The 24,174-nt window shown below is 63.6% G+C and carries 28 protein-coding genes; 6 read left to right on the top strand and 22 right to left on the bottom strand.

The window, feature by feature from the left end; translation table 11 throughout:
* Positions 1-5 precede the first annotated feature (5 nt).
* The 17 genes from BWR02_RS11870 to BWR02_RS11790 form a co-directional block, all read right to left on the bottom strand.
* Positions 6-701 carry a fumarylacetoacetate hydrolase family protein gene (locus BWR02_RS11870; protein WP_139557972.1) on the bottom strand — a complete coding sequence of 232 codons (696 nt, stop codon included), beginning with the start codon at positions 699-701 and terminating at the stop codon, positions 6-8.
* A 187-nt stretch (positions 702-888) separates the two neighbouring features.
* Complete coding sequence (locus BWR02_RS11865) at positions 889-2,592, bottom strand: AAA family ATPase (protein ID WP_139557971.1); 1,704 nt, start codon at positions 2,590-2,592, stop codon at positions 889-891.
* A gap of 55 nt (positions 2,593-2,647) precedes the next feature.
* Positions 2,648-2,881 (bottom strand): FmdB family zinc ribbon protein, encoded by a 234-nt coding sequence (locus BWR02_RS11860; RefSeq protein WP_139557970.1) that lies wholly within the window; start codon positions 2,879-2,881, stop codon positions 2,648-2,650.
* A gap of 64 nt (positions 2,882-2,945) precedes the next feature.
* Positions 2,946-3,197: a BolA family protein gene (locus BWR02_RS11855; protein WP_139557969.1), complete on the bottom strand. Its 252-nt coding sequence runs from the start codon at positions 3,195-3,197 to the stop codon at positions 2,946-2,948.
* A 4-nt stretch (positions 3,198-3,201) separates the two neighbouring features.
* The gene (gene grxD / locus BWR02_RS11850; RefSeq protein ID WP_129884859.1) at positions 3,202-3,534 is read right to left on the bottom strand and encodes a Grx4 family monothiol glutaredoxin; all 333 of its coding nucleotides are present in this window, start codon (positions 3,532-3,534) and stop codon (positions 3,202-3,204) included.
* Between the two features lie 53 nt (positions 3,535-3,587).
* A complete protein-coding gene (locus BWR02_RS11845; RefSeq protein ID WP_129884858.1) occupies positions 3,588-3,896 on the bottom strand; it encodes a 2Fe-2S iron-sulfur cluster-binding protein in 309 nt (102 codons plus the stop codon).
* Between the two features lie 98 nt (positions 3,897-3,994).
* On the bottom strand, positions 3,995-4,456 hold the full coding sequence (locus BWR02_RS11840; RefSeq protein ID WP_139557968.1) for a hypothetical protein: 462 nt from the start codon (positions 4,454-4,456) through the stop codon (positions 3,995-3,997).
* Positions 4,457-4,486: 30 nt separating this feature from the next.
* The gene (locus BWR02_RS11835) at positions 4,487-4,813 is read right to left on the bottom strand and encodes a (2Fe-2S) ferredoxin domain-containing protein (protein WP_129884856.1); all 327 of its coding nucleotides are present in this window, start codon (positions 4,811-4,813) and stop codon (positions 4,487-4,489) included.
* Positions 4,814-4,876: 63 nt separating this feature from the next.
* On the bottom strand, positions 4,877-5,215 hold the full coding sequence (gene nifW, locus BWR02_RS11830) for a nitrogenase-stabilizing/protective protein NifW (protein ID WP_139557967.1): 339 nt from the start codon (positions 5,213-5,215) through the stop codon (positions 4,877-4,879).
* Positions 5,212-6,408 (bottom strand): homocitrate synthase, encoded by a 1,197-nt coding sequence (gene nifV / locus BWR02_RS11825; RefSeq protein ID WP_139557966.1) that lies wholly within the window; start codon positions 6,406-6,408, stop codon positions 5,212-5,214. Before nifV ends, nifW begins: the two co-directional genes overlap by 4 nt.
* An 8-nt stretch (positions 6,409-6,416) precedes the next feature.
* The gene (fdx, locus tag BWR02_RS11820; protein WP_139557965.1) at positions 6,417-6,761 is read right to left on the bottom strand and encodes an ISC system 2Fe-2S type ferredoxin; all 345 of its coding nucleotides are present in this window, start codon (positions 6,759-6,761) and stop codon (positions 6,417-6,419) included.
* Positions 6,762-6,814: 53 nt separating this feature from the next.
* Positions 6,815-8,683 (bottom strand): Fe-S protein assembly chaperone HscA, encoded by a 1,869-nt coding sequence (hscA, locus tag BWR02_RS11815; RefSeq protein WP_139557964.1) that lies wholly within the window; start codon positions 8,681-8,683, stop codon positions 6,815-6,817.
* Positions 8,683-9,216, bottom strand: coding sequence for a Fe-S protein assembly co-chaperone HscB (hscB, locus tag BWR02_RS11810; protein WP_139557963.1), 534 nt, complete (start codon positions 9,214-9,216; stop codon positions 8,683-8,685). The genes hscA and hscB overlap by 1 nt, the downstream gene beginning before the upstream one ends.
* Before the next feature lie 12 nt (positions 9,217-9,228).
* Positions 9,229-9,552: an iron-sulfur cluster assembly protein IscA gene (gene iscA / locus BWR02_RS11805; RefSeq protein ID WP_129884850.1), complete on the bottom strand. Its 324-nt coding sequence runs from the start codon at positions 9,550-9,552 to the stop codon at positions 9,229-9,231.
* Between the two features lie 16 nt (positions 9,553-9,568).
* Positions 9,569-9,967 carry an iron-sulfur cluster insertion protein ErpA gene (gene erpA, locus BWR02_RS11800; protein ID WP_201276242.1) on the bottom strand — a complete coding sequence of 133 codons (399 nt, stop codon included), beginning with the start codon at positions 9,965-9,967 and terminating at the stop codon, positions 9,569-9,571.
* Between the two features lie 19 nt (positions 9,968-9,986).
* Complete coding sequence (gene iscU / locus BWR02_RS11795; RefSeq protein ID WP_129884849.1) at positions 9,987-10,406, bottom strand: Fe-S cluster assembly scaffold IscU; 420 nt, start codon at positions 10,404-10,406, stop codon at positions 9,987-9,989.
* 40 nt (positions 10,407-10,446) lie between these two features.
* Entirely contained in the window at positions 10,447-11,661 is a 1,215-nt protein-coding gene (locus tag BWR02_RS11790) for an IscS subfamily cysteine desulfurase (RefSeq protein WP_139557961.1), read from the bottom strand.
* 710 nt (positions 11,662-12,371) lie between these two features.
* Here BWR02_RS11790 and BWR02_RS11785 point away from each other — a divergent pair.
* The 4 genes from BWR02_RS11785 to BWR02_RS20880 all read left to right on the top strand — a co-directional run bounded on the left by BWR02_RS11785 (position 12,372) and on the right by BWR02_RS20880 (position 14,743).
* Positions 12,372-12,560 (top strand): (2Fe-2S)-binding protein, encoded by a 189-nt coding sequence (locus BWR02_RS11785; protein ID WP_129884848.1) that lies wholly within the window; start codon positions 12,372-12,374, stop codon positions 12,558-12,560.
* A 308-nt stretch (positions 12,561-12,868) separates the two neighbouring features.
* On the top strand, positions 12,869-13,333 hold the full coding sequence (locus tag BWR02_RS11780; protein WP_129884847.1) for a MarR family winged helix-turn-helix transcriptional regulator: 465 nt from the start codon (positions 12,869-12,871) through the stop codon (positions 13,331-13,333).
* 25 nt (positions 13,334-13,358) lie between these two features.
* Positions 13,359-13,754 carry a DUF1398 family protein gene (locus BWR02_RS11775; RefSeq protein WP_139557960.1) on the top strand — a complete coding sequence of 132 codons (396 nt, stop codon included), beginning with the start codon at positions 13,359-13,361 and terminating at the stop codon, positions 13,752-13,754.
* An 818-nt stretch (positions 13,755-14,572) separates the two neighbouring features.
* Positions 14,573-14,743 carry a hypothetical protein gene (locus BWR02_RS20880; RefSeq protein WP_162560115.1) on the top strand — a complete coding sequence of 57 codons (171 nt, stop codon included), beginning with the start codon at positions 14,573-14,575 and terminating at the stop codon, positions 14,741-14,743.
* Positions 14,744-14,789: 46 nt separating this feature from the next.
* Here BWR02_RS20880 and BWR02_RS11770 read toward each other — a convergent pair whose 3' ends face one another.
* Entirely contained in the window at positions 14,790-16,724 is a 1,935-nt protein-coding gene (locus tag BWR02_RS11770) for a hypothetical protein (RefSeq protein ID WP_139557959.1), read from the bottom strand.
* A 1,163-nt stretch (positions 16,725-17,887) separates the two neighbouring features.
* Between BWR02_RS11770 and BWR02_RS11765 the strand changes: the two genes are divergently transcribed.
* Positions 17,888-18,367: a hypothetical protein gene (locus BWR02_RS11765; protein ID WP_139557958.1), complete on the top strand. Its 480-nt coding sequence runs from the start codon at positions 17,888-17,890 to the stop codon at positions 18,365-18,367.
* A gap of 19 nt (positions 18,368-18,386) precedes the next feature.
* Positions 18,387-19,124, top strand: a complete 738-nt coding sequence (locus tag BWR02_RS11760) for a L,D-transpeptidase family protein (protein ID WP_139557957.1) — start codon at positions 18,387-18,389, stop codon at positions 19,122-19,124.
* 52 nt (positions 19,125-19,176) lie between these two features.
* On the opposite strand, the gene BWR02_RS11755 is transcribed toward BWR02_RS11760, so the two are convergent.
* The 4 genes from BWR02_RS11755 to BWR02_RS11740 all read right to left on the bottom strand — a co-directional run bounded on the left by BWR02_RS11755 (position 19,177) and on the right by BWR02_RS11740 (position 23,771).
* Complete coding sequence (locus BWR02_RS11755; protein WP_139557956.1) at positions 19,177-19,602, bottom strand: ATP-binding protein; 426 nt, start codon at positions 19,600-19,602, stop codon at positions 19,177-19,179.
* A gap of 166 nt (positions 19,603-19,768) precedes the next feature.
* A complete protein-coding gene (locus BWR02_RS11750; RefSeq protein WP_236102180.1) occupies positions 19,769-20,683 on the bottom strand; it encodes a methane monooxygenase/ammonia monooxygenase subunit C in 915 nt (304 codons plus the stop codon).
* A gap of 94 nt (positions 20,684-20,777) precedes the next feature.
* Positions 20,778-23,195 carry a SpoIIE family protein phosphatase gene (locus tag BWR02_RS11745; protein ID WP_139557955.1) on the bottom strand — a complete coding sequence of 806 codons (2,418 nt, stop codon included), beginning with the start codon at positions 23,193-23,195 and terminating at the stop codon, positions 20,778-20,780.
* 168 nt (positions 23,196-23,363) lie between these two features.
* The gene (locus BWR02_RS11740; protein WP_139557954.1) at positions 23,364-23,771 is read right to left on the bottom strand and encodes an anti-sigma regulatory factor; all 408 of its coding nucleotides are present in this window, start codon (positions 23,769-23,771) and stop codon (positions 23,364-23,366) included.
* Positions 23,772-24,174 lie beyond the last annotated feature (403 nt).

Genomic DNA, 24,174 nt, shown 5'->3' with positions numbered 1-24,174 from the left:
ATCCACTATCCATTGGCAGTTGGTCCGCCTATGGTCACCCGCAGTGGTTCCAGGCCCGCGACCGTCGCTTCGACCACGTCGCCACTGGTCACTGGGCCCGCATCGCCGGGCGTACCGGTGTAGATCAGGTCGCCCGGAAACAGCTCGACGCGAGTCGACAGGTAGTGAACGATCTCGGGTATCTTCCAGAGCATGTCTGCGACATTCCCGCTTTGGCGCACCTCGCCATTGACCGTCAATTCGATCTTCCCGGCGGCGATGTTGCCGCAGAAGTACTCTGGCGTAATCGCCGTGCAGACCGCGGAATGGTCGAACGACTTGGCCCGTTCCCACGGCAGGCCCTCGGACCTGGCCTGCTCCAACGCATCGCGCAGCGTCATGTCGAGACCCACCGCGTAGCCGAACACGTAGTCGTAGTCGACACGCGCGGCCGGGATGTCGCGGCCTCCCTTGTGCAGCGCCACGACCATCTCGACTTCGGGCCGCAGATCAGCCGTCCCCGGCGGATAGAGCAGCGTCGAGTGGTTCTGCGCCATCGCGCCGGCCGGCTTCATGAAGTAAATCGGTTCTTCGCCTTTAGCCCCTGCCCCGCCGGCACCCGGATAATTGCGCCCGATGCAGAAAATCCGGCGCACCGGAAACGGATTGCTGGACATTGCCTCGAGGGTCACGACGGGCGCGGGCGGGAACGCAAGATTCATGGGCAGCGGCTCTCCTGAGTAAGGCGGCGTGGGGAGGGAGACATCTTCAAGCGCGGCAGCAAGGTCCACCGCGCCCGGTCTGCGGCCCGAACATTACCGCGATACGCAGGCACCTCATGCCCGCGAACGCTGGTATCCGAGTCCCTGGCGGCTGACGGCCGATCGCCGCAAGGCTTGGCCCTGCCACTCAATGGGCACTCGGCCTCCCGATGTCGAGACCGCGAAACACGGCGCAGCGTTTGAACACCTCGGCCGAGGGCGGCACGGCCTTGTGGGCACAGAACTTCGCAACGAGCTTGGCCAGCCCCTTGATGTCGCGCCCGGTCGCCGCCGGAAACAACTCGGTCAGTTCGTCGATCAGGGCGGGGTCGACCGGCAACTGAAACTGTGCGGTCATCACGGTCCAGATCTTCCGCCGCGCATCGGCATCCGGCGGATAGAACTTGATCATTGCGATGCAGCGGGACACGATCGCCTCGTCGATGTCGTCCACCCGGTTGGTGGTCATGAACAGCAGCCCGTTGAAGTATTCCAGCACTCGAAGAAAGACCCCGACCACCGCGTTGGTCGCGATGTTGTCGTCCCGGCGCCGAATGTACACGTCGGCCTCGTCGATCAGCATCACGGCGCCCCACCGCTGGGCCCGGGTCAGGACATCCTTCAGCGCCGTTTCCATCGCGCCGACGTTGAGCCCGAGTTGTCCGGAATGCACACGGTACAGCGGTCGCTGGATGATTTCCGAATAGACCTCGGCCGTCAGCGTCTTGCCGACGCCCGCCGGACCGGCGCATAGCACCGTCGTGCCGCCGGACTTGCCGGCAATGATGTCCTCGGCCAGCACATCCATCTCCGCCGTCAGTATGTCGATGAGCTCGGTCTGTTCTTCGGGCAGCACCAGCTTGTGCTTCAGTTCCGGCTGATAACGGTACGGCACGAGGTCGTCGACATGCACCCAGACGTAATGGTGCAGTTCCAGATGAAACATCAGAATGTAGGCATGCACCGGCAGATGCGTGAACAGGTCCGCCGGCATACTCTCCTGCAGTGCCTGGACTTCGTCCTCGGCTTCGTAGCGATTGCTCTTCGCGGCCTTGCGCAGATAAGGGCCGAGAATGTCGCCCGGCGCGTCCAGCGTCAACACGCGAGAGGTCAGAATGCCTTCGTCGTTGACCAGCCGCGCCATGCCGTCACCGGAACACAGTACGACGCAATCCTTGCGCGTCCAGTCTGTACCGCGGTGCGTGGCCGAGGGGTCTTCGGCATAGAAACCGATCCCCTGCCCGGAAAACTGCACGCCATAGCGCGCGCGCCAGTCGAAATAGCGCTCGGCCGTCTGGTCGTAGGCGGCGATCAGGTCCGGGGTCTCCTTCAGAAAGCCTTTGGCCGCGAAAATTTCGCTGATCGTCTTTCCGGCGATGTCACTGGCGGTGATCCGAATGGTACCGGTCGCCAATCCGCCTTTTGCGTTGGCCTTCAGTTCCATGAAGACCTTGCCGGCCTCATCGGTCGAGGTCGGCGTGTAGTCCAGCCGGGTGATCACATACGGGAGCGGACGCCCGGTGACCTGAGCGCTGAACAGCCAGCCGCGAATGGCACCCACGGCCAGGTAGCGCGCCATCGCCGGCACGACCATCTCGAGGTCGTTTCCTTCGAAGCGAACCCCGTCATCGTTCAGTGCCTGCTGCAGCGTCGCCAGCTGGACCGCATGCGACTGCCAGTCCGGACCGGCCGACGCGTACAGATTCTGCAGAAACGCGACCTCCGCGCTCGCGAGGCGGGCGAAGGGAACCTCGACGGTGTTGCCGAAGCGCAGCTGATCCTTCAGCGGTGCCAGGCCGGGGAACGCACCCACCATGGCCTCCAGATGACAGCGGTCGATTCGCAGTTTCATGGGCGTCGAAGTCTCGGAGCGTGAAAGCTGACCAACCCGTAGCTGGTCCGGGCCGCTAGCGGGTGCGCGGCCGTTCGCTGCGTTTGTAATTGCTGAAATGCCCTTCCCGCGCGGCCTGGCTCCGTGCCTTGGCCAGGATTCCGGCCGTCTGACCCGGCGCGGCCGGGCGCGACACCTGTTTCTCCAGGTGTGTCCCCTGGCACTCGGGACAGGTCGGCGTATCGGACAAGCGCACCAGCAGTTCGAAGGTCCGATCGCAGTCGGTGCAATGAAAATCGTACAGTGGCATCGGATTTCCTCATGGATCGCGGATCTTTCGAATCACACAGCGTGCTACCGGGCCTTATTGCTGGCTAGCCGGCAACGGCTTGCGCTGCGCGCCACTCGTCCGGCGTGTACACCTTCATGCTGACGGCGTGGAGCGCTCCGGTCGACAACGGTTCGCTGACGGCGGCCAGCACCCGTTGCTGCCGCTTGACAGTATTCAGTCCGGCGAAGGACTCACTGACCACGACCAGCGTGAAGCTGCAGCCCTCGCCGGAGACGATGACTTCGCTATCGGGCAGCGCCGCCTTAATCAGGTCCTGGACTTCGGCGATCTCCATCCGGCTAGCCGGCCGCGGGCTGGCTGGCGACGGCCTGCTCCAGCATCGGCTTCAGCTCACCCTTCTGGGCCAGCTCGTCGACGATGTCGCTGCCGCCGACCAGTTCTCCGGCGACGAACAGTTGCGGGAAAGTCGGCCACATCGAAATGCTGGGCAGCTTCTCGCGGATCATCGGCGCCGCCAGGATGTTGACGTACGCGAACGGCACACCGGCCGCCTGCAGGCAACCGACGGCTTTCGCCGAGAAACCGCACTGGGGCATGTCCGGCACGCCCTTCATGTACAGCAGCACCGGGTGCTGGGCGATCTGCTCTCTTATGGTCTCTTCAATAGTCATCGGTCCGTCCGCTAAGGGGTTGAAGAAAAGCGCCGCGGCACTCGTGCTCGAATTCAGAATCCCGACGCGAAGCCGAGCAGTTCGATCGTGATGTCTTCGTCGCCGATGATCCGCGCCTGGCAGGCCAGTCGGGACTTCGAACCGATGCCGACCATGGTGTCGAGTTTCTGGTTCTCGATCGGCTGGATCCGCGACACACTCTTGCGACCCGCTTGCACGAACAGGTGACAGCTCCCGCATTCGGAATTGCCGTCGCATTCGTGTTTCAGTTTTTCGCCAGCGGCAATAACGGTTTCCAGCAAGGTCTTGCCGACCTCGGCTTCGATCGTCTTGCCCGACGGCAGTATCGTGACGGTTGCCATAGTGATGTGACTCCTATTTGTTGTTTTGTCAGAAATTCATCGTCCGGGGCCGCTGTCGCGCTACAGGCCCGACCGCACCTCGGCTCCAAATCGGGTGCTCAGATCGCGGCGGCGATGGAGCCGATAACCGAAGCGCCAACGCTGTCGCCGTGATCAAGCTCGGCCAGCTTCTCCAGAATCCGGTCGCAGCCCGGCTTGTCGCCCCGCCGCAGGCGTATGAACGCCAGCGCCTTCAGCGAAAACAGGTAGAAGTGCTGCGGTCCGTCGTGCCGAGACCAATCGACGGTATCCGCCGACAGCTCGCGAAAATCACCGGAGAACCCCCCTTGGCGCGCCGCGGTGGCCAGAGCCAGCCGCGCCGAGGCTTCGGCGTCGGCCAACCGCCCCTTGTAGAAGTAGAACTTGTACAAAGAGAAATACACCGGCAACGCCTCCGGCGCCTCGCGCTGCGCCTGTTTCAGCAAGGCCTCGGCACGCGTCGTGTCCGCGTAGGCGGTCATCGCTTCGTCGAGCAGGCCGCTGATCTTCGGCGAGACGGTTCCGGCGTATAGCGCGCGCATCGGGATCTCCGGTGCCTGGCCGTGCAGCGTTCAGCCCCAGACGGCCGCGGGCGCCAGCAGACTCTCGACCGGCTCGCCGCCCTTGAGGTGCTGTTCGACAATCGTGCCCACGTCTTCCGGCTTGACCGCCGCGTACATGACGCCATCGGGATACACCAGTACCGTCGGCCCCGAATCGCAGGCGCCCAGACAGCCGGCGGCGGTCAGCGCGAACTCGCCATACATGCGGCCCTGCTCGAACTGCTGCATGAACGCCTGAAACACGGCGGTGCAGCCCAACTGGCCGCACGACCCCCGCGGGTGGCCCGGCGGCCGGCTCTGAGTGCAGACGAAGACATGCTTGTTCGGTTTGGGCATCGATGACTCCGAGGTCGCTCTGTTGGGAATTTGGGGTTGCCAGCTAGCTGGTCGCGGCCTGTCTCAGGCCTTCTGCGAACGCGTCGCCAGGCTGACGCGCATGCTGTCCAGCGACACGCTCTTGCCGTCCTGCTCCTGGAAGACCTTGAAGACCTTCTCCTGCGCGGCGGTTGACGACACGAAATCGTCGTGGGCCCGGGTCAGCAGCACCTTGCAGGCCTCGCGGGCTGCCGCCTCGTCCATGTCGTCCGGAATCGGGGACCGGTTCAGGTATTGGTTGAAGCGCTTCAGAATATGCAGGCGGTTCACATGCACCACGTCCGGCTGGTAGTCGACCCCGAAGAAATCGAGAAACTCCTCGGCCGCCGAGAACGTCTGGATGCGCTGCAATAAAGGATTCATGCGTTGTGCTCCTGGCCGTTGAATTGCCGCTGGTCGCGTCGGCGACCGTACGCGGTGGGTGATTGAGCGCCGGCCGCGTCGCGGTAAAAGCGCCGGAGTTCGTTGTCGCCGGGCGTCTGCTTGGTTTCGTTGGCATAGACCCGGATACGTTGCAGCAGCTGCGTGGCATCGCCGTCGCTGAGCTCGATGCCCAGCGCCTGGTAGCGCCGGACGACCGCGTGCGACCCGGAATGCTTGCCCAGTACAAGACGATGCTCGCGACCCAGAGCGTGGGGATCGACGCCCTGATAATTCAGCACGTTCTTCAGCAAGCCATCGACATGGATACCGGCTTCGTGCGTGAACACGGCCTCGCCGACGATGCTCTTGTCGGCGGCCACCGGGCGGCCGGAGGCGCGGGCCACCAGATCCGAAATCGCCGGGAACTGCTTCACGTCGATTCCGGTCTTGCGCCCGTACAGCACGTGCAGCGCCATGACCGTCTCTTCGATGGCCGCGTTGCCCGCGCGTTCGCCCAGACCGTTGACCGTGGTGTTGACGCGCGTCGCGCCCGCGCGCACGGCCATCAGCGTGTTCGCGGTGGCCAGGCCGAAGTCGTCATGCGCATGCATCTCGATCTCCAGGTCGACCGCGCGCACCAGTCGCTGAATCCGCTCGAAGGTCGACAGCGGCTCCAGCAGTCCGAGCGTATCGGCGAACCGCATGCGTCGCGCACCCGCCTCCTGGGCAACACCCGCGACCTGCAGCAAAAAGTCCATGTCGGCGCGGGACGCGTCCTCGCACCCGACGGAGACCTCCAGTCCGGCATCGCGCGCCTTGCGCACGAAGCGGGCAATCGTCGATAGCACCCAGGCGCGCGAGCGCCCGATCTTGTGTTGCAGATGGATATCGGAGACCGGGATCGACAGATTGACCAGATCCACGCCGCACTGGCCGGCGGCCGCGAGGTCCGCGTCGCACATGCGTCCCCAGACCATCAGCCGCGAGGGCAGACCGAGGTCCGCGATGGCGGCGATGACCTCGCGTTCCTCCGGGCCCATCACCGGTATGCCCACTTCCATTTCCGGCACGCCCGCTCGCGCCAGGGCGCGGGCGATGGCCAGCTTTTCCTCGGCGTTGAACGCGACTCCGGCGGTCTGTTCGCCGTCGCGCAGAGTCGTGTCGTTGATGATGATGCAGGCGTTATCGCTCATGACTTCCCCTACTTGTGCGGCGCTTCCTTGGCCAGGTTCAGGCTGTAACGCGGAATCTCGATGACCAGATCCGTGGTGCCGACGATCGCCTGGCACGAAAGTCGCGAATTGCTTTCAAGGCCCCAAGCGCGATCCAGCATGTCGTCCTCCAGTTCTTCCGAGGGTTCCAGCGAGGCGAAGCCTTCACGGACGACGACATGGCAGGTCGAGCAGGCGCAGGAAAACTCGCAGGCATGTTCGATCTCAATCCCTGCCTCCAGCAGCGCGTCGCAGATCGAAAGGCCAGTCTCGGCTTCGATCGTGTCCCCGTCGGGGCACAGCTCGGCATGGGGCAGAAGGGTGATGGTTGGCATACGAATCAGCGGTGTGAAATGGCCGGAGAAGTCACTGCGGGCAGCTTTGCTGATCAGATGCTCAAGGCATCGACGCGCTGACCGGTCAGCGCCGTGCGGATACTCAAGTCCATCCGCCGCGCGGCGAATTCGGTGCTCAGCTCGTTGAGGGCATCGGCCGCCCCCTTGATGGCCAGCCAGTCGGTCCCTTCCGTGGCCGCGCGCAAGGTCCGCAGGCCTTCGAAAATGCTAGCCTGTTCGTCCGCATCGAGCAGATTGGCATCCTCGGCCAGGGCCGCTTCGGTCGCTTCCAGCAGGCGCACGGCTTCGGCACGCTGTTCGTGCAGCCGCCGCGCTTCCAGGTCGTCCTTCGCATGGGCGTAGGAATCCTCGATCATGCGGGCGACTTCGCCGTCGCTGAGTCCGTAAGACGGCTTCACCTCGACCCGCGCCTCGACGCCACTGATCTGCTCGGCCGCCGAAACGCTCAACAAACCGTCGGCATCGACCTGATAGGTGACTCGGACCCGCGCCATGCCCGCCACCATCGGCGGGATTCCGTGCAGTTCGAAGCGCGCCAGCGAGCGACACTCGCTGACCAGTTCGCGCTCGCCCTGCACGACATGAATCGTCATGGCCGTCTGGCCGTCTTTCCAGGTCGTGAATTCCTGCGCCCGGGCCACCGGGATGGTCGCATTGCGCGGAACGATCTTTTCGGACAACCCGCCCAGGGTCTCGATGCCCAACGACAGTGGAATCACATCGAGCAGCAGCCAGTCGTCGCCTGTCTTGTTGCCGGCCAGCAGATTGGCCTGCATCGCCGCGCCCAGCGCCACGACCTTGTCCGGGTCGAGGTCGGTCAGCGGCGTCTGCCCGAACAACTCGGCCACGGCCGCCTGGATGATCGGCATGCGCGTCGCGCCGCCGACCAGCACCACGCCCTTGACGTCCTCGACCGTCAGATCGGCATCGCGCAGCGCCTTGCGCACGGGGCTCAGGGTGCGCTTGACCAAACCTTCGGTCAGGCGGGTAAATGTCGTCCGATCGATGGCAATATTGGCGATGGAACCGTCCGACATCTCGGTGTGAAAATCGACTTCCTCAAGCTTCGACAGCAGTTCCTTGGCCTCGCGGGCCGCGCTCAGCAGCCGCCGGGTGTCGATCGCCGACAGCGCCGTATAGCCGTTGCGCTCGCACAGCCAGTCGTAGACGGCATGATCGAAGTCGTCGCCGCCCAGCGCCGGATCGCCGTTGGTCGCGAGCACCTCGAACACGCCGCGCGTGAGCTTCAGGATGGAGATGTCGAAGGTGCCGCCGCCCAGATCGTAGACCGCGTAAGTGCCCTCGGCCGCTTGATCCAGACCGTAGGCGACCGCCGCGGCAGTCGGTTCGTTCAACAGCCGGAACACCTCCAGACCCGCCAGCGCGGCCGCGTCCTTCGTGGCCTGCCGCTGGGCATCATCGAAATAGGCCGGAACCGTGATCACCGCGCCGACGATCTCGCCGCCCAGCGCCTGCTCGGCCCGCTCGCGCAGGGCCTTCAGGATTTCCGCGGACACCTGCACCGGGCTGATCAGCCCCGCAACGGTCTCGAACTGCACCATGCCGGGCATGTCGACCAGGCGGTACGGAACCTCCCCGCGCGCGGCCACATCGCTCAAACCGCGGCCCATGTAACGCTTGACCGAAACGAAGGTATTGGCCGGGTCCTCGCTCTGATAGAGCTTCGCCCCGTGCCCCACTTCGATCTCGCCGTCCTTGTGATAGCGGACAACCGAAGGCAGCAGGCTGCGGCCTTTGGCATCAGCCAGAACGGTTGTGCCCGAGTCTTCTACGGTCGCCACCAGGGAATTCGTCGTGCCGAGGTCGATGCCGATCGCCAGCCGCCGAACCGTCTGCTGACTTGGCGAGGGTGCCCCGGGCTCTGAGATTTGCAGCAGCATCAGTCCTCCAGTGCGGCCAGAGCGTCGTTGAGATCGCGGCCGAGTTTGTCCAGGAAAGCCAGTTGGCGGACCAGAGCGGCCGCCGCCGGCAGCTTGTGATCGTCATCGAGCAGCGTCGCCAGGGTCTCGAACAAGGTGTTGCGCTCGACCTTCAGGCGCGTAACGAGGCGGCCCAGCGCACAGGCGTCCCGATCGCCGGCGGCCGTCTGCAACTCCTCCCGCCAGTCGATCTGCTCCAGCAGGAATTCGGTCGGCATCGCCGTGTTGTCCTCTTCCTGCGTGTCGACACCGCGGATCTTCAGCAGATACCGGGCCCTGGCGAGCGGCTGCTTCAAGGTCTGGTAGGCTTCGTTGGTCAGCGTCGCCCATTGCAGGTGCAGGCGTCGCTCCGCATCGCTCAGATTCGCCGAGCGGTCGGGGTGCACCCGCGTCTGCATTTCGAGGTAATGACGATCCAGTTCGGCTAGGTCCAGTCGAAAGCACACCGGCATCTGCAACAGTTCGAAATGATTGCCGACGCCGGCCGGACTCATGACCTGATTCATCTAGACGTTGAAGCTCTCACCGCAACCGCACTGTCCTGTCACGTTGGGGTTGTTGAACTTGAAGCCCTCGTTCATTCCCTCGCGGACGAAATCGAGCTCGGTCCCGTCCAGGTAGGCCATGCTCTTGGGATCGACCAGCACCGTGACCCCGTGGCTCTCGAAGCACTGGTCCTCGGGGGCTGACTCGTCGACGAACTCCAGCGCGTAGGCCAGGCCCGAGCAGCCAGACGTCTTCACCGCAAGCCGCAGTCCCAGGCCGTGACCGCGTGCGGTCAGGTGCTTCTGGATTTGTTTCGCCGCTTTTTCCGTCAAGTGAATCGACATCGCACACCCCTCGCGATCACTGGGTCGAGGCGCAGGATGCGCCGCCGTCGACCGAAAACGAGCTGCCGCAACTGCAGGAGGCCGAGGCGTTCGGGTTCTTGATCACGAAGCGCGAACCCTCGAGGCCTTCCTGGTAATCGATCTCGGCACCGGCCAGATACTGCAGGCTGGCGGAATCGACAAGCAGGGTCACGCCATCCGTCTCGACCGTGGTGTCGTCGTCGGCGATGCCCTCTTCGAAGGAAAACCCGTATTGCATGCCGGAGCAGCCGCCGCCGGAGACGTAGACGCGCAGCTTCAGGTCGGGATTGCCCTCATCGGCAATCAGCTCGCTGACCTTGCCGGCGGCGTTACTCGTAAAGATCAACGGCGGCGACGCCGGGGTCAGATCCTGCATTGCATTCGTAGCGACCATGTTCATCGTTCTCCGTGCTTCACGCTGCCGACTGGCAGACTTTGTAACCGTCTTCGGCCGTTCCGCTCTTGGCCTTGTAGTCGGATACCGCGGCCTTGATCGCGTCCTCGGCCAGCACCGAGCAATGGATCTTCACGGGCGGCAGCGCCAGCGCCTCGGCGATCTCGGTGTTCTTGATCGCGAGCGCCTGCTCCACCGTCTTGCCCTTGACCCACTCCGTCACCAGCGAACTGGACGCAATGGCCGAACCGCAGCCGTAGGTCTTGAACTTGGCATCCTCGATGACGCCTTCGTCGTTGATCTTGATCTGCAGCTTCATGACGTCGCCGCAGGCGGGCGCGCCGACGACGCCGGTGCCCACACCGTCGTCTTCCTTGTCGAAGGAACCGACGTTGCGTGGGTTTTCGTAGTGATCGATGACCTTGTCGTTGTACGCCATGACGGGGACTCCTGAGGTTTTTGCAGATGAAGAAGACCGATTAGTGAGCGGCAGCGGCCCATTGCACCGAACTGATATCGATGCCGTCCTTGTACATTTCCCACAGCGGGGAAATGTCGCGGAGGCGCTCGACAGCCTTGTGAATCAGTGAAATCGCGAAGTCGACATCGGCTTCCGTGGTGTAGCGCCCGATGCTGAAGCGGATGGAACTGTGCGCCAGCTCGTCGCTGCGCCCCAGGGCGCGGAGGACATACGACGGCTCCAGACTGGACGAGGTGCAGGCCGAGCCGCTGGAAACGGCCAGATCCTTGATCGCCATCATCAGCGACTCGCCCTCGACATAATTGAAGCTCGCGTTGAGGTTGTGCGGCACGCGCTGCTCCAGGTCGCCGTTGATGTAGACCTCTTCGATGTCCGCGATGCCGGCCAGCAGCCGGTCGCGCAAAGCCCGGATACGGGAGGACTCCGCGGCCATCTCTTCGCGGGCGATCCGGAACGCTTCGCCCATGCCGACGATCTGGTGCGTGGCGAGCGTGCCGGAGCGCAAGCCCCGCTCGTGGCCACCACCGTGCATCATCGCCTTCAGGCGGATGCGCGGCTTGCGGCGGACATACAGCGCGCCTATGCCTTTCGGGCCGTAAGTCTTGTGGGCCGAGAAGGACATCAGGTCGACCGGGAGTTTCGCCAGGTCGATGGCGACCTTGCCGGTCGACTGGGCCGCATCCACGTGGAAAATGACGCCGCGCTCGCGGCACAGGGCGCCGATCGCGGCGATGTCCTGAATAACGCCGATCTCGTTGTTGACGTGCATGATCGACACCAGCGAGGTATCGGCACGGAAGGCTTCGCGGAAGGCTTGAAAGTCGAGCAGGCCGTCCGGCTTCGGGTCCAGATACGTCACCTCGAAGCCCTGGGCTTCGAGTTCGCGCATCGTGTCGAGGACCGCCTTGTGTTCGGTCTTCAGCGTGATCAGGTGGCGACCCTTGGTCTCATAGAAGTGCGCCGCGCCCTTGATGGCCAGGTTGTTCGACTCCGTCGCACCGGAGGTCCAGATGATCTCCCGAGGATCGGCGTTGACCAGCCGTGCGACTTCTTCGCGGGCTTCCTCGACGGCCTTTTCCGCCGTCCAGCCGAAACTGTGGGACCGGCTTGCCGGGTTCCCGAAGTTCTCAGTCAGGAAGGGAATCATCTTCTCGGCAACGCGAGGATCGACGGGAGTCGTTGCGGAGTAATCGAGATAAACCGGTAACTTCATCAAATGCTCTCCGAGGTTCGCTCGCCACTGGGATCGATCGTTCATCGCCAGCTGCTGTGGATTGCGCGTTCTTGCTACAGGACAAAGCAATACCTGCGCCATCATTGGAAATCGCATAAGCAACTGACTTTAAGTTATTTCTACCAGCCGATTCGGCGGCGAGCTTTGTCTGTTTTCCGACAAAACGGCCACGGAGGCCTCACGAGAGACGCGGAATCGCTGCGTCGGGACGCATTCATGCGGACGGCGTAAAGCACGTGAGAGAGTGACCCGTGACGGAAGAAAGCACGCCGGGACTGCACCACGATGCCGGCTGCAAAGCTTGTACCGGCAGAGGCCGCTGACCGGCTGGCCGCGAGCCATGCACCGCCGCCCGTCAGTGCGACGGCTGCGGACCAGGGAATCCCCGCCGCGCGAGACCTCGTCGGCTGGGCAGCAGCGGCCGTGGACCGCAGACCGTCCGCAGTACCTTCTGGTTGTCGGACCCCGATCCACCGATGGCGTACCGGTCAGGTACCAGCCGGGGCGGCTTGTCGCATTTGCTACAAAACGGCCCGGCACGTCGATGCGACGTGACAAACGCGACAGCAATCATGACGGTGCCGAAAGCGCCTGAGAGCCATTCCCATTTGGTATCCGACCAGTCCGCGCTTCAGCGGCACGCCTCGTGCTTGGTCGTAATTGAGTCACCGTCACTCCCGGAGAGATCGATGTACGTATGCATCTGCAAGGCCGTCACCGAAACCCAGATCCGCGAAGCCGTCCGCGAAGGTCTGTGCACCCATCGGGACGTCTCGCGCTGCCTGCGGGTGGGAACGGTATGCGGCAAATGCGCCCCGGACGTGCGCGCCCTGTTGCCGCCCCGGCATCAGCCGACGAACATCAGCCCCACCTCGTGAGGGTTCTCCGCGTCGCGCCTGTCAGGGCGACGCGGCGCGTAATCATTCGCCGCCATTCCCGCACCTCGGGCTAACCCGGAACGCCTCCGCCACGACCGTTGGCGCGGATCCGCTGCCCTGTCAGTCCCGGTCGCCAGCGGACACGCCAACGACCTCCGCGACATCGTATCGCACCCCGCCGCACTCGCCTCGATCCTCGTGCCCCGGCCGAAAGAGCACGACGCATCCCTATCAGCTACCCCCACTCCCGCGCCTTGACTTTTAGTTTCTTAGGAAACTACACTGCCGCAAAGTTTCCAGGGAAACCAATGAAACAAGCCATCAAACAGGTCAGTCCGCTCGAAGCGCACCTGGGCTTCTGGATGCGCTTCGTCTCCAACCGGGTCTCGGAAGAGTTTCAGGCGGCGGTCGAGGAATGCGGCGTGTCGGTCACCGAGTGGGTCGCGCTCCGCACGCTCTACGATGCCGCCGACACCAACCATCGCAGCCTGACCGAGGCGCTGGGCATGACGAAGGGCGCTGTTTCCAAGGTGATTGCCCGGCTCGAACAGAAGGGGCTGGTCATGCGACGCGGCAGCGAGTCGGACGCCCGCGTTCTCAACGTGAAGCTGACCCGGGCCGGACGCAAGCTCGTGCCCCGGCTGGCCGAGTTGGCAGACCGCAACGACGCAAGATTCTTCGGCCATCTCCCGGAGGCCAAACAAGCGGAGCTGCGGGAACTGCTGGAAGAGATGGTGCGCTTGCACCGACTGAGGAAAGTGCCGGTGCGCTGACCTCCCCCACCCACAGGAGATCACCATGAACGAACAGACACGAGCCATCATCGAAGACTGCGCCCACGCCTCCAAAGCCGGCACGGCGCACTTCGGCGACGTCGTAAAGGCGTTGACCGACGCCGGCGTCGAGAGCTACTACGCCGACTATCGGGGCAACGCCACCACCTACTATCTGCCGAACGGCGACGCTCACTCCATTGCACTAGCGCCGCCCGCCACGCCGATTGCTGAGGCCTTCGACACCGCCGCCATCCAGGCGGCGATCAAGGCTGCACAACAGGGTGAGGTGATGTTTCCCGAATTCCTGGCGCGGTCGCGCGCCGCCGGCTGCGTCGGCTACATGGTCTGGCTGGCCGGACGTCACGTGACCTACTTCGGCCGACTGGGACAGACTCACGTCGAGCCCTTCCCCAACTGAACCGCGCCCGCCGCACCGTTGCGCCTGAATGCGGGCAGGGCCGCGCGGTAGACCCAGCGGCAAATCCGTAAACCTGCGTAGGTCCGATTAGCGAAGCGTAATCGGACGCATGCCTTGGACGAAGGATGCAATGTCTCCGCAAAGAAGCCACCGATGCCCAACTACCGACGCGCGTTCATCCCAGGTGGAACCTGATTCTTTACGCTGAATCTCTTGCAGCCCATCTGCGTCGGATTCGCGGGCGTTACACCTTTCAAATCGACGCAGGGTGGTTTTGCTCGATCATTTGCACCGCGTATGGGCGCTACTGCCAAGAAGTGCCAATTGAAAAACTCGCTGGAGCTTGATCGAAATTCGCGCTTCCAAGAGTGTCACACGAGCGGGTAAAGCGTTTTGATCTTCGGCTTCCTGAGAAGAAGCGAGGAATAAAGGAATGGAATTTTTTGAACGCCTTTTCTCGCGACCTCTCGGACCTCGAACGAGATGAGAATTACGTTCAAGTGAATCCGCTCAGGCCCAGCCGACACGGTATTCCTACCAATGCCAGGATCCGAGGCAACGATCCATTCGTCCGATTACGCTGCGCTAATCGGACCTACTCGCTGTTCACGCAATCGCTTGCGGCCTATGATCTTGTTGCGATACGCGTGCATCCGAACAAGGACTGCGCGCTTGGATCCTGAAAGTTTCAGGAGGAAATCCAGGTGATGGCAGGCCGACGCGCCTGAATTGTTCCACAAGGGGGCCAAAAAAACGGGACGATGGCGCGGAAACGTAAGCTAACCGATTCTTCCTGAACCACCTTCCCTGTGGTGGGCATGGTTGTCGACAATGACGTGGACAGCCAGGGTCTTATCGGTCCATCGGTCAAGTTTCTTCAAGAATTTGCGACACTCGTCGTTCTGCTGCTGCGCGCGGCACTCGCCGATGACGGTCCCGCTGTGGACGTCCAGTGCGGCGAGCAGAGCCAGCGATCATCGGCGTTCTAATGAACGCCAAGTCTTTCCAGAACAAGACTTTGCCGGGGAGATTACACTAGCAGCCCTGCCCGGGAAACACCGCGGCATTCGCGTCGTTGCAGTCCACCTGGCTGCCCTTGGCGCAGAACGAATCGCCATTGGACCCGAACCCATCGCCGTCAGCGTCGACGCAGGTGTCGCGCACGAACAATCCGACGCCGCCGTGGCTGTTCTTGAACGCGGTATGCCCGCTCACGCCGTTCTCCGCCCAGAACATACCGCTATCGTTTTGCGCGTGCGTGCCCTCGCAACCGAATTGCGGGTCCTCGGTATTGACACCCTTGCGATACAGGTTGTTGGTCGTCTCTGGGATGTTGTGCGGATAGCCGCCCAGGATCTTCACGTTCCGCGCGTTGAGGTCGGTGTTCACCCTCGTCAGGGCGCTTGCCTTGGCGGAGCACCATTGGGTCATATCGCCCGTGCGGAACAGCAGCAGGCGGTCCGGACCGCCCGCGATGCCGGCGTGCGGCATGTAGTAGGACTTCTCGTGTGCCCACGCGGCGGAATAGACCCCGGTGGAAGCCCCTGGCGCCAGGTCCGTGTCGGCGGCGATCCAGTTGCCGACGCCCGCCTGGTTCGCCACGAGCGTCCATCCGTTGCCGATCCCGTAGCCGGAGCCGACGTAGTCCGCCATGTCGCAGTAGACGTCGGTAAGCGGGGCACCCGGCGCCTTGCCGGTCGGTGCGACGGAGTAGGGTCCCGAGTTGCCGAGTGCCTGCGGATACCGGAGCAGCACATCCTTGCAGCTCTTGGGACGCACGGCCTGGATCGCTGCGGCCGGGCTGCAAGAGCATTGTCGGGAGACGCCCGGCTTGTGGGCGTTCGCCAACCATCCGCTCCGCGCGTTTCGGGGCGTGCCTGCCCCATCCAGACTGCACCCGAGGGTGTCCCTGGAACGCTGGATCGGCGCGGTTATGCCGCGGTCCTGCATCACCCTGCGGCATTGAGCGTCGGTCAGGTCCTGGGCGGGTCCCGATCGAGCCACGTTCACATCGTCGACGTTGGCGGCACCTCCGCAGACCTGGTCGCAGGACTGGTTCGGCTCTCCCAGGTACCAGCAGCTGAAATTGTCGTTGCCGAGCGCCATCGCCGTCCCGCCATCACCGCACGCCATGGTCACGACGCGGTTGCCGGCGCCTCCGAAGAACTGGAACGAGCGGAACGATTTTGCGTCCGTGCTGCAGCCCGTGCCGCGTAGGCGGGTAAAGCTTTCCGGTGACCAGGACTGCGCGCCCTGCGTCGCCACGGGAGGGCTGACGCTGGCGATCGCGCCGGTGCCCGGAGGATTGCACCCTCGCGCAATCGTGTCCTCGTTCACGTTGAAGCCCCAGCTCAGGAACAAGGGCCCTGCAGTCGCCAGTTTCAGCGGAATGCTTCCGGCGAACTTCCAGGGGATCTCGGCGCCGGTGTACTGAGTGCGCGTCGCGGCCGGCGTGCTGCGATTGCGCAGGTAGAAGCCGAGCTCGAACTGCCCGGGGCCGGCGAGCGGCGTCAGCGTCGCCTTGTATTCCCACTCCTCACCGGGCTTCCAGGCGTTGGTCTTGCTCTTAAAAAATGCGATGTAGCATGGCGGCTTGTAGCCGTCGCAGTTGACGGTGTCGATGCCGCTCGCGAAACCGGCCCCGGCCTTGCCCTTCACGCCCTGTGTGTCGAAGGCGGCGGGGTCCTGCGCGAAGAAGGTGAAGTAGTGCACATACTTCTGGCTGGGGTCCTCAGGCAGGTACTGTGGACCAGCGTAGATGCTGTCTCCCAGGCTGGTATAAATGTTGTGGTGCCACGAGAAGAACCCGGCGATGCCCCCGGGCTCGTCGAGAACGCTGATCTTCTGCGTAATCGTGTCGGGCGTAGCTCCTGCCGGCATCGCATCCCAGTTGATGTTCATTTGCGCCGGTGCGGCGCCCGCGATCGCGGCCATCAGGAAAGCGCAGGCCCATCGGGTGATGTTCAGCATGTCCCATTCTCCGAGTATGTGAGGCACGCCATCCCTGCAGAATCGGCCGAGGCCCCTTGTTCCACGCCCGCAATCCGCGCGCCCGGCGACCGCCGCGAAGACGGCGGTCTAAGCGGAATAGCAAGGCATGGGGATAGAGTCCACCAGTGTGGCGACTGGTGTGAGGTTGAACGTAGCATTGAGTGAGTAATTTTTGCAAGTTCAATGAAGAACCTACGGTCGCCGACGGGAGGAGAGACGGGGAGCGCGCCGGACTGAAGCGCCGTGTAGCAATGTGCCTGGCGGGGTTTGGGGGAGGACAGGATCGAGAGTGTGGGGTCAGAGAGTCTGGGGTCAAGCCTTGCAATCACGCATTTCGAAGCTACCGTGGGCATTATGGCAAGACCCCTTCGCATCGAGGTCGCTGGTGACCTTATATCATCGGACTTAGGGGGGGACCGGCAAGAAGCGGTTTTTTTCGCGACGATCCGGACCGGCGAGACTGGCTGGCGCTGCTCGGCGAGGTTTGCGAGCGTTTCAACTGCCGCTACCACGCCGAAAAATGGAGTCGGGTTCCTTTTCGCGTTACCACGAATGCGTAAGTTCCCCGCTTTCGCGGGAATGAAGAGAACCGAATGAAGCGTTAGACCTGCGGGGGTGAAGGGGCTGGAGCCCGCGGAAATGGCAGGGCATTGGGCCAGTCAGGATCGCACATTCGCGATGACAAGGAATTTCGGGAATGACGGGAGGGAAACCCGCGGGAACGACGGGGGTCGAAGCATTCCAGCGATCTCGGTGGAATCCCGCCGGAACGAGAACGGCGGCACTCCGCGTCGATTGGAACCCCCGGTGAGGCGGCGGACGCCGTATCAAACTCCCAGGGCGGACGCGGCGCGCTGCCAGTTGGCCTGCTGGGAGTTTTTCCGGCATCATCCCGACAGGAAGCGTGCAACGCGGTTCGGATGGCCGTGCACCGAACTGAGCGCATGGGCAGCACGCAGTTTCTCCGCTCGATTCAGCGTGTGAAGGGCCAGCAGCGGCTTCACAGTCCACGCGGACGGCCGAGACAGCCATGTGAGGAGCAGGTCGAGATGCCCGCGGGCCGAACCCGGGCACTTGTTGGTTTAATCGACCCAGGCCCCTTGCACTTCGGGCGTGGCGTCATTGCGCTACAGGATATACAGATGATCTACGTGGTCGAGTTTCCGCATCAGGGGAATCCCCGCGCCTGGTTTGCCTTCGACAAGGAAGACCTGGCACGCAAGGTCCACGCCCGACATACCGGAGAGAAGCTTATCTTCGGGACGGCGACGCCGCGGCAACTGCTCGCGGCAGCAGGACACGCACCGGAGTCAGCCGCTGCGCGCAGCGAACAGGCCGCGTTCTTCACGCTGGGCGAGACCCATGGCTGGGACACGACACTGTATCGGGCGGATTACCTGCTCGGAGACGGCGTCTACGACGCCGAACCGTTCTCGGAGTTCGAAGCCTGCGTCGCCGCGATTGCGGCCGATCTGCAACTGTGCCGGGTGTACATGTCCGACGATGCGGCCACCGCAGCGCTTTACGGCGACCCACTCTACAGCCCCGACGAAGGCTTCCATGCCCACATGGCGCTGCGGGAGCAGCTGATCGCGATGGAAGTGATTGCGGACGACTTGTAATGAGGGCCAGGGCTACAGTGTGAAGCGCCTGTTCCTGGTGCTGGCTGCCTCCGGTGCGGGATTGATGCCGCCCGCGGTTCGGGCCGAGGCCTGCCCTGCCCTGCTGGAAGGCGCACGGCGCCTCGCGCTGGTCACCTTCACGACGATGTCCTCGCCCGCGGCAACCTTGCGGCTATTCGAACGGCAAAGCGTTGACGACGTCTGGCGCGCACTCCAACCACCAGAGCCGGTCATGCTGGGAGCCAAGGGCGCGGCCTGGGCCCAGGCGTTCAGGCACTTCAAGCGCCGCCGCGATCCGGTGAAGCGCGAAGGCGACCAGCGAACGCCGGCAGGTATCTTCGCGTTCGGACCGCCATTCGGGTTCGCTCCGTCTCCGCTGCCGGACTACCTGCATCTCCAACCCGACACGGTCTGCGTCGACGACCCTCGCTCGGCTGCCTACAACACGATCACCGCGCACCAGAGCATCGAGCCCGGCGTGAGCGTCGAGATGATGCGCAGCGGCCCGCTCTATCGCCGTGGCCTCGTCGTGCAATACCCCACGAGCGCCGCGACACGCGCCGGCTCGTGCATCTTCATTCACGTCTGGAAAAATCCAACGACCGGCACTGCCGGCTGCATTGCCCTGCCCGAGCCGCGGGTTGCCGCGCTGCAGGACTTCGCTGCTGAGCCAGCCGCCGTGCTTGCCGTCCTGCCCGAGGAACCCCCCGCCCCACTCACACGATGTCTGCCGCAATTGAAGGCGGCGCCGCGCTGACCGACACCTTAGAAACTCTGTCCTGAGAAACACTGTCCTTTCGCCTGGAGCGTCACCCCAGGCTCTTCGTCATCTCCAACACGTGGCCGTCCGGGGTTCGGTAAGAGGCAACCGAATCCATCAGGTTCCGGATCAGGAACAGGCCGCGCCCGCGTTCGAGCATATCGTCGAGATCTGGCGGCGGCAGTGTGTCGAGATCGAACCCATGACCCTGGTCGCACACGGTCATCCTGAGATCCTCGTCGGCCAGGCGAATGTGGACGTGAACCTTGTGCTCGGGTCCGTTCGGGTCGGCGTGCTCGATGGCGTTGACCACCGCTTCGGTCAAAGCAAGATTCAAGCTGTAAGCCAGCAGGTCACGGTCGCCCGAGTAGCGGTCGATCGCGCTCGCGATCTGTTCCCCGATATTCCCCACCATCGCGAGATAGCGGGTCTGGCCGGGGATGACGACGTCGACTTCGATCTCTGGTATCCCCATGACCGCCCCCGCTGTTAAATGGTCAGGCCACTGGCCCGAGCCAAACCTGAATCTACCGGACCTGCAACAGCATGCACTCCCCCGAGCCCGGCGTCCACTGTACTCAAGCTTCTGGGGTCGATCGCCCGCGTAGACCCTGGTCTCGGCTCGCCAACGGAATCGACGATCAGAGATCCGGGCACAGATCGGCCTTGATCAGATACGCGATGCTGGAAAAAACCTGGGACAGTACACCGCAAATGGCGAGCGCGAACCAGCCGAACACCACGAAGCCGTAGTGCAGTGGCGCTACGAAGACTTCCTCCATGAACCAGAAGGTGTGGCCCCATTCATTCAGCCCCACGTTGGGCAGGATCGTGAATGGCCCGATGACCGCCAGCAGGTAGGGCACGGATAGGCCCTTGGCAAAATAGGGCAGGCGCGTCCGCGCATACAGGAAAGCGCCAAATCCGGTGATGATGTAGATCGGATAGCTCAAATAGAACACCACGATATGGCTGGGTGTGAAGTCCGTGTCGCGCACGACTGTCTGGTGCCAGGTGCCGTCCTGTTCGGTGAAAAAGCTGTTCCCCCAGTAGATGGCCCAGGCGTAGGCCATCAGCCACAGCAGATGTGTCAGGTTGCGGCGCAGTTCCTCGCGCGGCGCCAAGGTCACTAGGGCCGCATCACGACTTTTCCACAGCAATGCCCTGAGGCCGCTGCCTCCGCGCCGCGCCAGCTGCGTCTCGGTCGCGATGAACCGCGCCCAGTACAACTCCAGGTTGCGATCCCGGGTCCGCCACAGCCATCCGCACAGCAAGGCGCCCACTGTGACTTCGAGCACTAGGTTGATGTACATGAAGTTCATCCAGTAGGTCTCGAACTCGGGAGCGAAGGCGTCCAGCCCGGCCGACCAGCCATAGCGGCCTTCATAGGCGCGCACCACCAGATAGACCGCGCTGTAACCCGCCAGCACCCACACGACATGCAGGCGCCGAAACAGGGGCGCTGGCTCGATTTCCCCATGCTGGCCATGCTCCGCACCGGCTTCGACGACCGGAACAGGCATCGGCTCCCGGAGCAATTCGTCTGATGTGCTCACGTTGCACCTGCTGTGTGATTCACCCGTTGGACCCGGTGGGGAGCCGATAGATTCCCCACGATACCCGCGGTTTTCGCGGCCGGCCCCCGGCCACTCAGGTCAGCTTCAGCACCACCATCGACACGTCGTCCGAGAAAGCCCTGCTCTCACAGAAGGACTGGAGACGGGCGATGACCGCATCGATGATGTCCTGGGGCGCGGCTTCCGTCTGTTCCGCAAAAACGGCGCGCAGGCGGTCGGTGCCGAAGAATTCTCCCCCCTTGCTCTGCGCCTCGGTGATGCCATCCGTGTAGAACAGCAGGGTATCGCCCGACTGCAGGCGGAGCCGGCGCTCCTCGAAATTCGGGTTTTCCTGGACTCCCAGTATCAGTCCCTCGGCATCGAGTTCGGTGCAGACACGGCTCCCCTGCCGCAACAGCAACGGACAGTTATGCCCGGCATTGGCGTAGGTCAACTCGCGCGTGGCCGAGTCGTACTGGGCGTAGAACATCGTGATGAAGCGATCCGAACGGTTCAGATCGGCGAACAGCAGTTCGTTCAGATGGGACAGGATGGCAGCCGCACTCCGCGCTGGTCCGGTCATATCGCGCATCATCCGGTGGGTTTCCAGCTTCAGCGTCGTGCGCGCTTCCGCCATGATCATCGCCGCGGCCACGGAGTGCCCGGACACGTCGGCGATCACGACATCGACCGCTGTGCCGGAACTGAAGTAGTCGAAATAGTCGCCGCCGACATGGGTCGCCGGCAGGCACATCCCCGCTGCTATAACCCCGTTTCCGGACAAGGGCGCGGTGGGCAGCAACGACAACTGGATCTGCTTGGCGATTTCCATCTCGTGACGTTCCTCCTCCAGCCTCCGCAGCGCAGTGACGTCGGTCTGCGTCCCGATGAAATGCGTCAGCCTGCCCTGATCGTCCCGGACCGGCGAGATCAACAACTCGTTCCAGAACTCGCTGCCGTCCTTGCGATAGTTCTTCAGCGTCAGGTGACAGTCGCTCCCGTCGCGCAGCGCCTGACGCATCTGCTCGATCGCCTGGGGATCGGTGTCCGGTCCCTGCAGGAACCCCGGATTCCGCCCCATCACCTCATCCCGCGCGTGACCCGTCATCGCGATGAAGGCAGGGTTCGCGTAGATGATGGGGTTGCCGCGCTGGTGGGGGTCGGTGATGATGATGCCGACACTCGATGCCTCCATGGCCCGATCGCGCAACCGCAACGCATCTTCGAACCGCTTGCGTTCGGTGACGTCACGATCCACCCCCCGCCACTTCACCAGATTGCCTTCGGCATCGAGGATCGGCGCCCCGGTCGACTCCGTGAATACCTCGTGTCCCTGCTGGTGCTGATAGCGGTTGACGATCCGATGGAAGGTCTCTTTGCTGGCAAGCAGGGATGACAAGGCCGGCGCGACGCGGTGGCGATCCGCCTCGGTGAACAGGTCGTAATAGAACTTCCCGAGAACCTCGCCGGCGCTATAGCCCAGAATGGACTGCACCGCGGCGCTGGAGTAGAGGTAACGCCCTTCCGCGTCCTGCTCCCAGATCCACTCGCCGGTCATCTCGGCCACCTGCCGGAAGCGGGCTTCGCTCTCCGACAGATTTCTTTCGGCCAGTTTGCGCTCGGTCACGTTTTCGATCAGGCCGATCGCGAACTGCAGTTCGCCGGCGGGTGCGTAGACACCCGATACGGTCTTGCGCACCCAGACCGCGGTCCCCGCTTTCTGGATGAATCGCTTCTCCAGTCGGTATTCGCTGCGCTGCCCTTCCACCAGTTCCTGGAACCAGCGGCGGGTGATTTCCATGTCGTCCGGCGCCGTCAGATCGAACACGGTCTTGCCGTGCAGTTCGTCGCTGTCGTACCCCAGCATCTGCTGCAGGGCGGGATTGCTTTCCCGGATGCGCCCAAGCTTGTCGAGCAGCGCGATACCAAGGCCCGCCCGTTCGAAGAGGATGCGGAATCTCGCCTCACTCTCGCGCAAGGCCACCTCGGTCAGCTGTCGCTCCGTGATCTCTGCTTGCAGTCGTGCGCGCGCTGCAGTGAGTTCGGCGGTCTGTCGTGCGGATTGCTGCTCCGACTCGGCACGCATCCGATGCACTTCGACCTTGTCACGCTGGAACTCGGCAATCGTACGGTCCTTTTCACGATCCGCCTCCAACAGCGCACGGTGGTCCTCCAGGACGCTTTCGTAGGCGGCATTGCGAATCTTCAGCGCTTCTTCGTAACCGCACAGAATGGTCTCCAACAGGATCGAGGTCTGTTGGAGGCAATGGTCAAGCGTGGGCGGTGTCTCGTCTGAAAGCCGGGATGCGGCGGGCTCGCGGCAGAGTTCATGCACCACTTGCTGATGCACCGCCGCCAGGGTCGGCGCCGTCACTTTCTCGACGACGGCCTGGCAGCCGAGCTCGTAACTCCGCAGCCGGGCTTCATCCGACGCGCCCGACAGGTAGTCTGCTACGGCCGCTCGGTAGCGGGGCCTCAGTTCAGTCGAAACCCACGGACTGTCGTCAGTCATGCTCGCCTCCCGAGTTACCTCAGTCAGAGCGTGGCATTGGCCCCGTGCCGGTGCTGAAATCCGGCTGACCTTCGCGGCACTGCGGCCCCGTCATCCCGGCGGGTGGGAAAGGCTGCCCACGCCGGGGCGCGGGTCAACCTCCGGGAGCGCGCGAGGTGACATCCGGCTTCACCTCACCCATTTCTTCATCGTCACCGTGGTGCCCTTGCCGCGTTCCGACCGAAGCTCGAATTCATCCATCAGGCGCTTGGCGCCCGACAAGCCCAGACCGGCTCGACCGCTCGTCGAATAGCCTTCGCGCAGGGCCAACGTGGTATCGGCGATTCCCGGTCCTTCATCGCGCGCCTCGATGATGATGCCGCGAGCACCCCGCTGCTCTCCCTCGGAAAGCACGATGTCGCCGCGGCCGGCATACTGAAGTATGTTCAGCGCCAGTTCCGACACGGCGATCGCGATGAAGGTCTGTTCGACGGACCAGAAGCCCAGAGCAACGGCCAGCGTCCGCGCCTGCTGACGGGCTGTCAGGACATCGTCGTCCGATGCAATCGCGACACGAACTTCATCGGCCACAGGCATGTCCCGGCATGATCGAAGGGCTGGCCCCGGTTCATTCGTCGGTCCCGCGATAACGGTAGCGCTTCGCCACATTCTCAGCACATCCTCGTTCTCGACCAGGGCCTGCGAAATTCCATACCAATGCGTGCGACCGGGCAACATTTTTGCCGCCTGGCGCCTCCCCGAGCGCGCCGGTGCCATGCCACAGGGATGGCGGCCGCGCTCGATTCGCTGGTGTGTCGGATGCCGCCCCGCGGCGACATCGGGACGCGCTGGTCAGCTACGCGCATCATCGCAAGGGGCTCCCGGCTTACCGGCCAGCGCCGGCGACCAAGATCGATCCGATGCTGCCTCCGCTGGTCGTTAGACAGCCGGCAGCCCCTTTGCTCCCGCTCGGGCGGTCTTTTCCAGGCTCGGTGTCGGG

The sequence above is a fragment of the Methylotetracoccus oryzae genome, from assembly GCF_006175985.1.
Classification (GTDB): domain Bacteria; phylum Pseudomonadota; class Gammaproteobacteria; order Methylococcales; family Methylococcaceae; genus Methylotetracoccus; species Methylotetracoccus oryzae.
Note: the sequence above shows the minus strand (reverse complement) of the source record. Positions and strands in the feature narration are given on the sequence as shown.

Excerpts from the sequence above, each read along its gene's own strand:
- BWR02_RS11870 (WP_139557972.1), bottom strand. The coding sequence starts at position 701 with ATGAATCTTGCGTTCCCGCCCGCGCCCGTCGTGACCCTCGAGGCAATG.
- BWR02_RS11865 (WP_139557971.1), bottom strand. The coding sequence starts at position 2,592 with ATGAAACTGCGAATCGACCGCTGTCATCTGGAGGCCATGGTGGGTGCG.
- BWR02_RS11860 (WP_139557970.1), bottom strand. The coding sequence starts at position 2,881 with ATGCCACTGTACGATTTTCATTGCACCGACTGCGATCGGACCTTCGAA.
- BWR02_RS11855 (WP_139557969.1), bottom strand. The coding sequence starts at position 3,197 with ATGGAGATCGCCGAAGTCCAGGACCTGATTAAGGCGGCGCTGCCCGAT.
- grxD (WP_129884859.1), bottom strand. The coding sequence starts at position 3,534 with ATGACTATTGAAGAGACCATAAGAGAGCAGATCGCCCAGCACCCGGTG.
- BWR02_RS11845 (WP_129884858.1), bottom strand. The coding sequence starts at position 3,896 with ATGGCAACCGTCACGATACTGCCGTCGGGCAAGACGATCGAAGCCGAG.
- BWR02_RS11840 (WP_139557968.1), bottom strand. The coding sequence starts at position 4,456 with ATGCGCGCGCTATACGCCGGAACCGTCTCGCCGAAGATCAGCGGCCTG.
- BWR02_RS11835 (WP_129884856.1), bottom strand. The coding sequence starts at position 4,813 with ATGCCCAAACCGAACAAGCATGTCTTCGTCTGCACTCAGAGCCGGCCG.
- nifW (WP_139557967.1), bottom strand. The coding sequence starts at position 5,215 with ATGAATCCTTTATTGCAGCGCATCCAGACGTTCTCGGCGGCCGAGGAG.
- nifV (WP_139557966.1), bottom strand. The coding sequence starts at position 6,408 with ATGAGCGATAACGCCTGCATCATCATCAACGACACGACTCTGCGCGAC.
- fdx (WP_139557965.1), bottom strand. The coding sequence starts at position 6,761 with ATGCCAACCATCACCCTTCTGCCCCATGCCGAGCTGTGCCCCGACGGG.
- hscA (WP_139557964.1), bottom strand. The coding sequence starts at position 8,683 with ATGCTGCTGCAAATCTCAGAGCCCGGGGCACCCTCGCCAAGTCAGCAG.
- hscB (WP_139557963.1), bottom strand. The coding sequence starts at position 9,216 with ATGAGTCCGGCCGGCGTCGGCAATCATTTCGAACTGTTGCAGATGCCG.
- iscA (WP_129884850.1), bottom strand. The coding sequence starts at position 9,552 with ATGTCGATTCACTTGACGGAAAAAGCGGCGAAACAAATCCAGAAGCAC.
- erpA (WP_201276242.1), bottom strand. The coding sequence starts at position 9,967 with ATGGTCGCTACGAATGCAATGCAGGATCTGACCCCGGCGTCGCCGCCG.
- iscU (WP_129884849.1), bottom strand. The coding sequence starts at position 10,406 with ATGGCGTACAACGACAAGGTCATCGATCACTACGAAAACCCACGCAAC.
- BWR02_RS11790 (WP_139557961.1), bottom strand. The coding sequence starts at position 11,661 with ATGAAGTTACCGGTTTATCTCGATTACTCCGCAACGACTCCCGTCGAT.
- BWR02_RS11785 (WP_129884848.1), top strand. The coding sequence starts at position 12,372 with ATGTACGTATGCATCTGCAAGGCCGTCACCGAAACCCAGATCCGCGAA.
- BWR02_RS11780 (WP_129884847.1), top strand. The coding sequence starts at position 12,869 with ATGAAACAAGCCATCAAACAGGTCAGTCCGCTCGAAGCGCACCTGGGC.
- BWR02_RS11775 (WP_139557960.1), top strand. The coding sequence starts at position 13,359 with ATGAACGAACAGACACGAGCCATCATCGAAGACTGCGCCCACGCCTCC.
- BWR02_RS20880 (WP_162560115.1), top strand. The coding sequence starts at position 14,573 with ATGGTTGTCGACAATGACGTGGACAGCCAGGGTCTTATCGGTCCATCG.
- BWR02_RS11770 (WP_139557959.1), bottom strand. The coding sequence starts at position 16,724 with ATGCTGAACATCACCCGATGGGCCTGCGCTTTCCTGATGGCCGCGATC.
- BWR02_RS11765 (WP_139557958.1), top strand. The coding sequence starts at position 17,888 with ATGATCTACGTGGTCGAGTTTCCGCATCAGGGGAATCCCCGCGCCTGG.
- BWR02_RS11755 (WP_139557956.1), bottom strand. The coding sequence starts at position 19,602 with ATGGGGATACCAGAGATCGAAGTCGACGTCGTCATCCCCGGCCAGACC.
- BWR02_RS11745 (WP_139557955.1), bottom strand. The coding sequence starts at position 23,195 with ATGACTGACGACAGTCCGTGGGTTTCGACTGAACTGAGGCCCCGCTAC.
- BWR02_RS11740 (WP_139557954.1), bottom strand. The coding sequence starts at position 23,771 with ATGCCTGTGGCCGATGAAGTTCGTGTCGCGATTGCATCGGACGACGAT.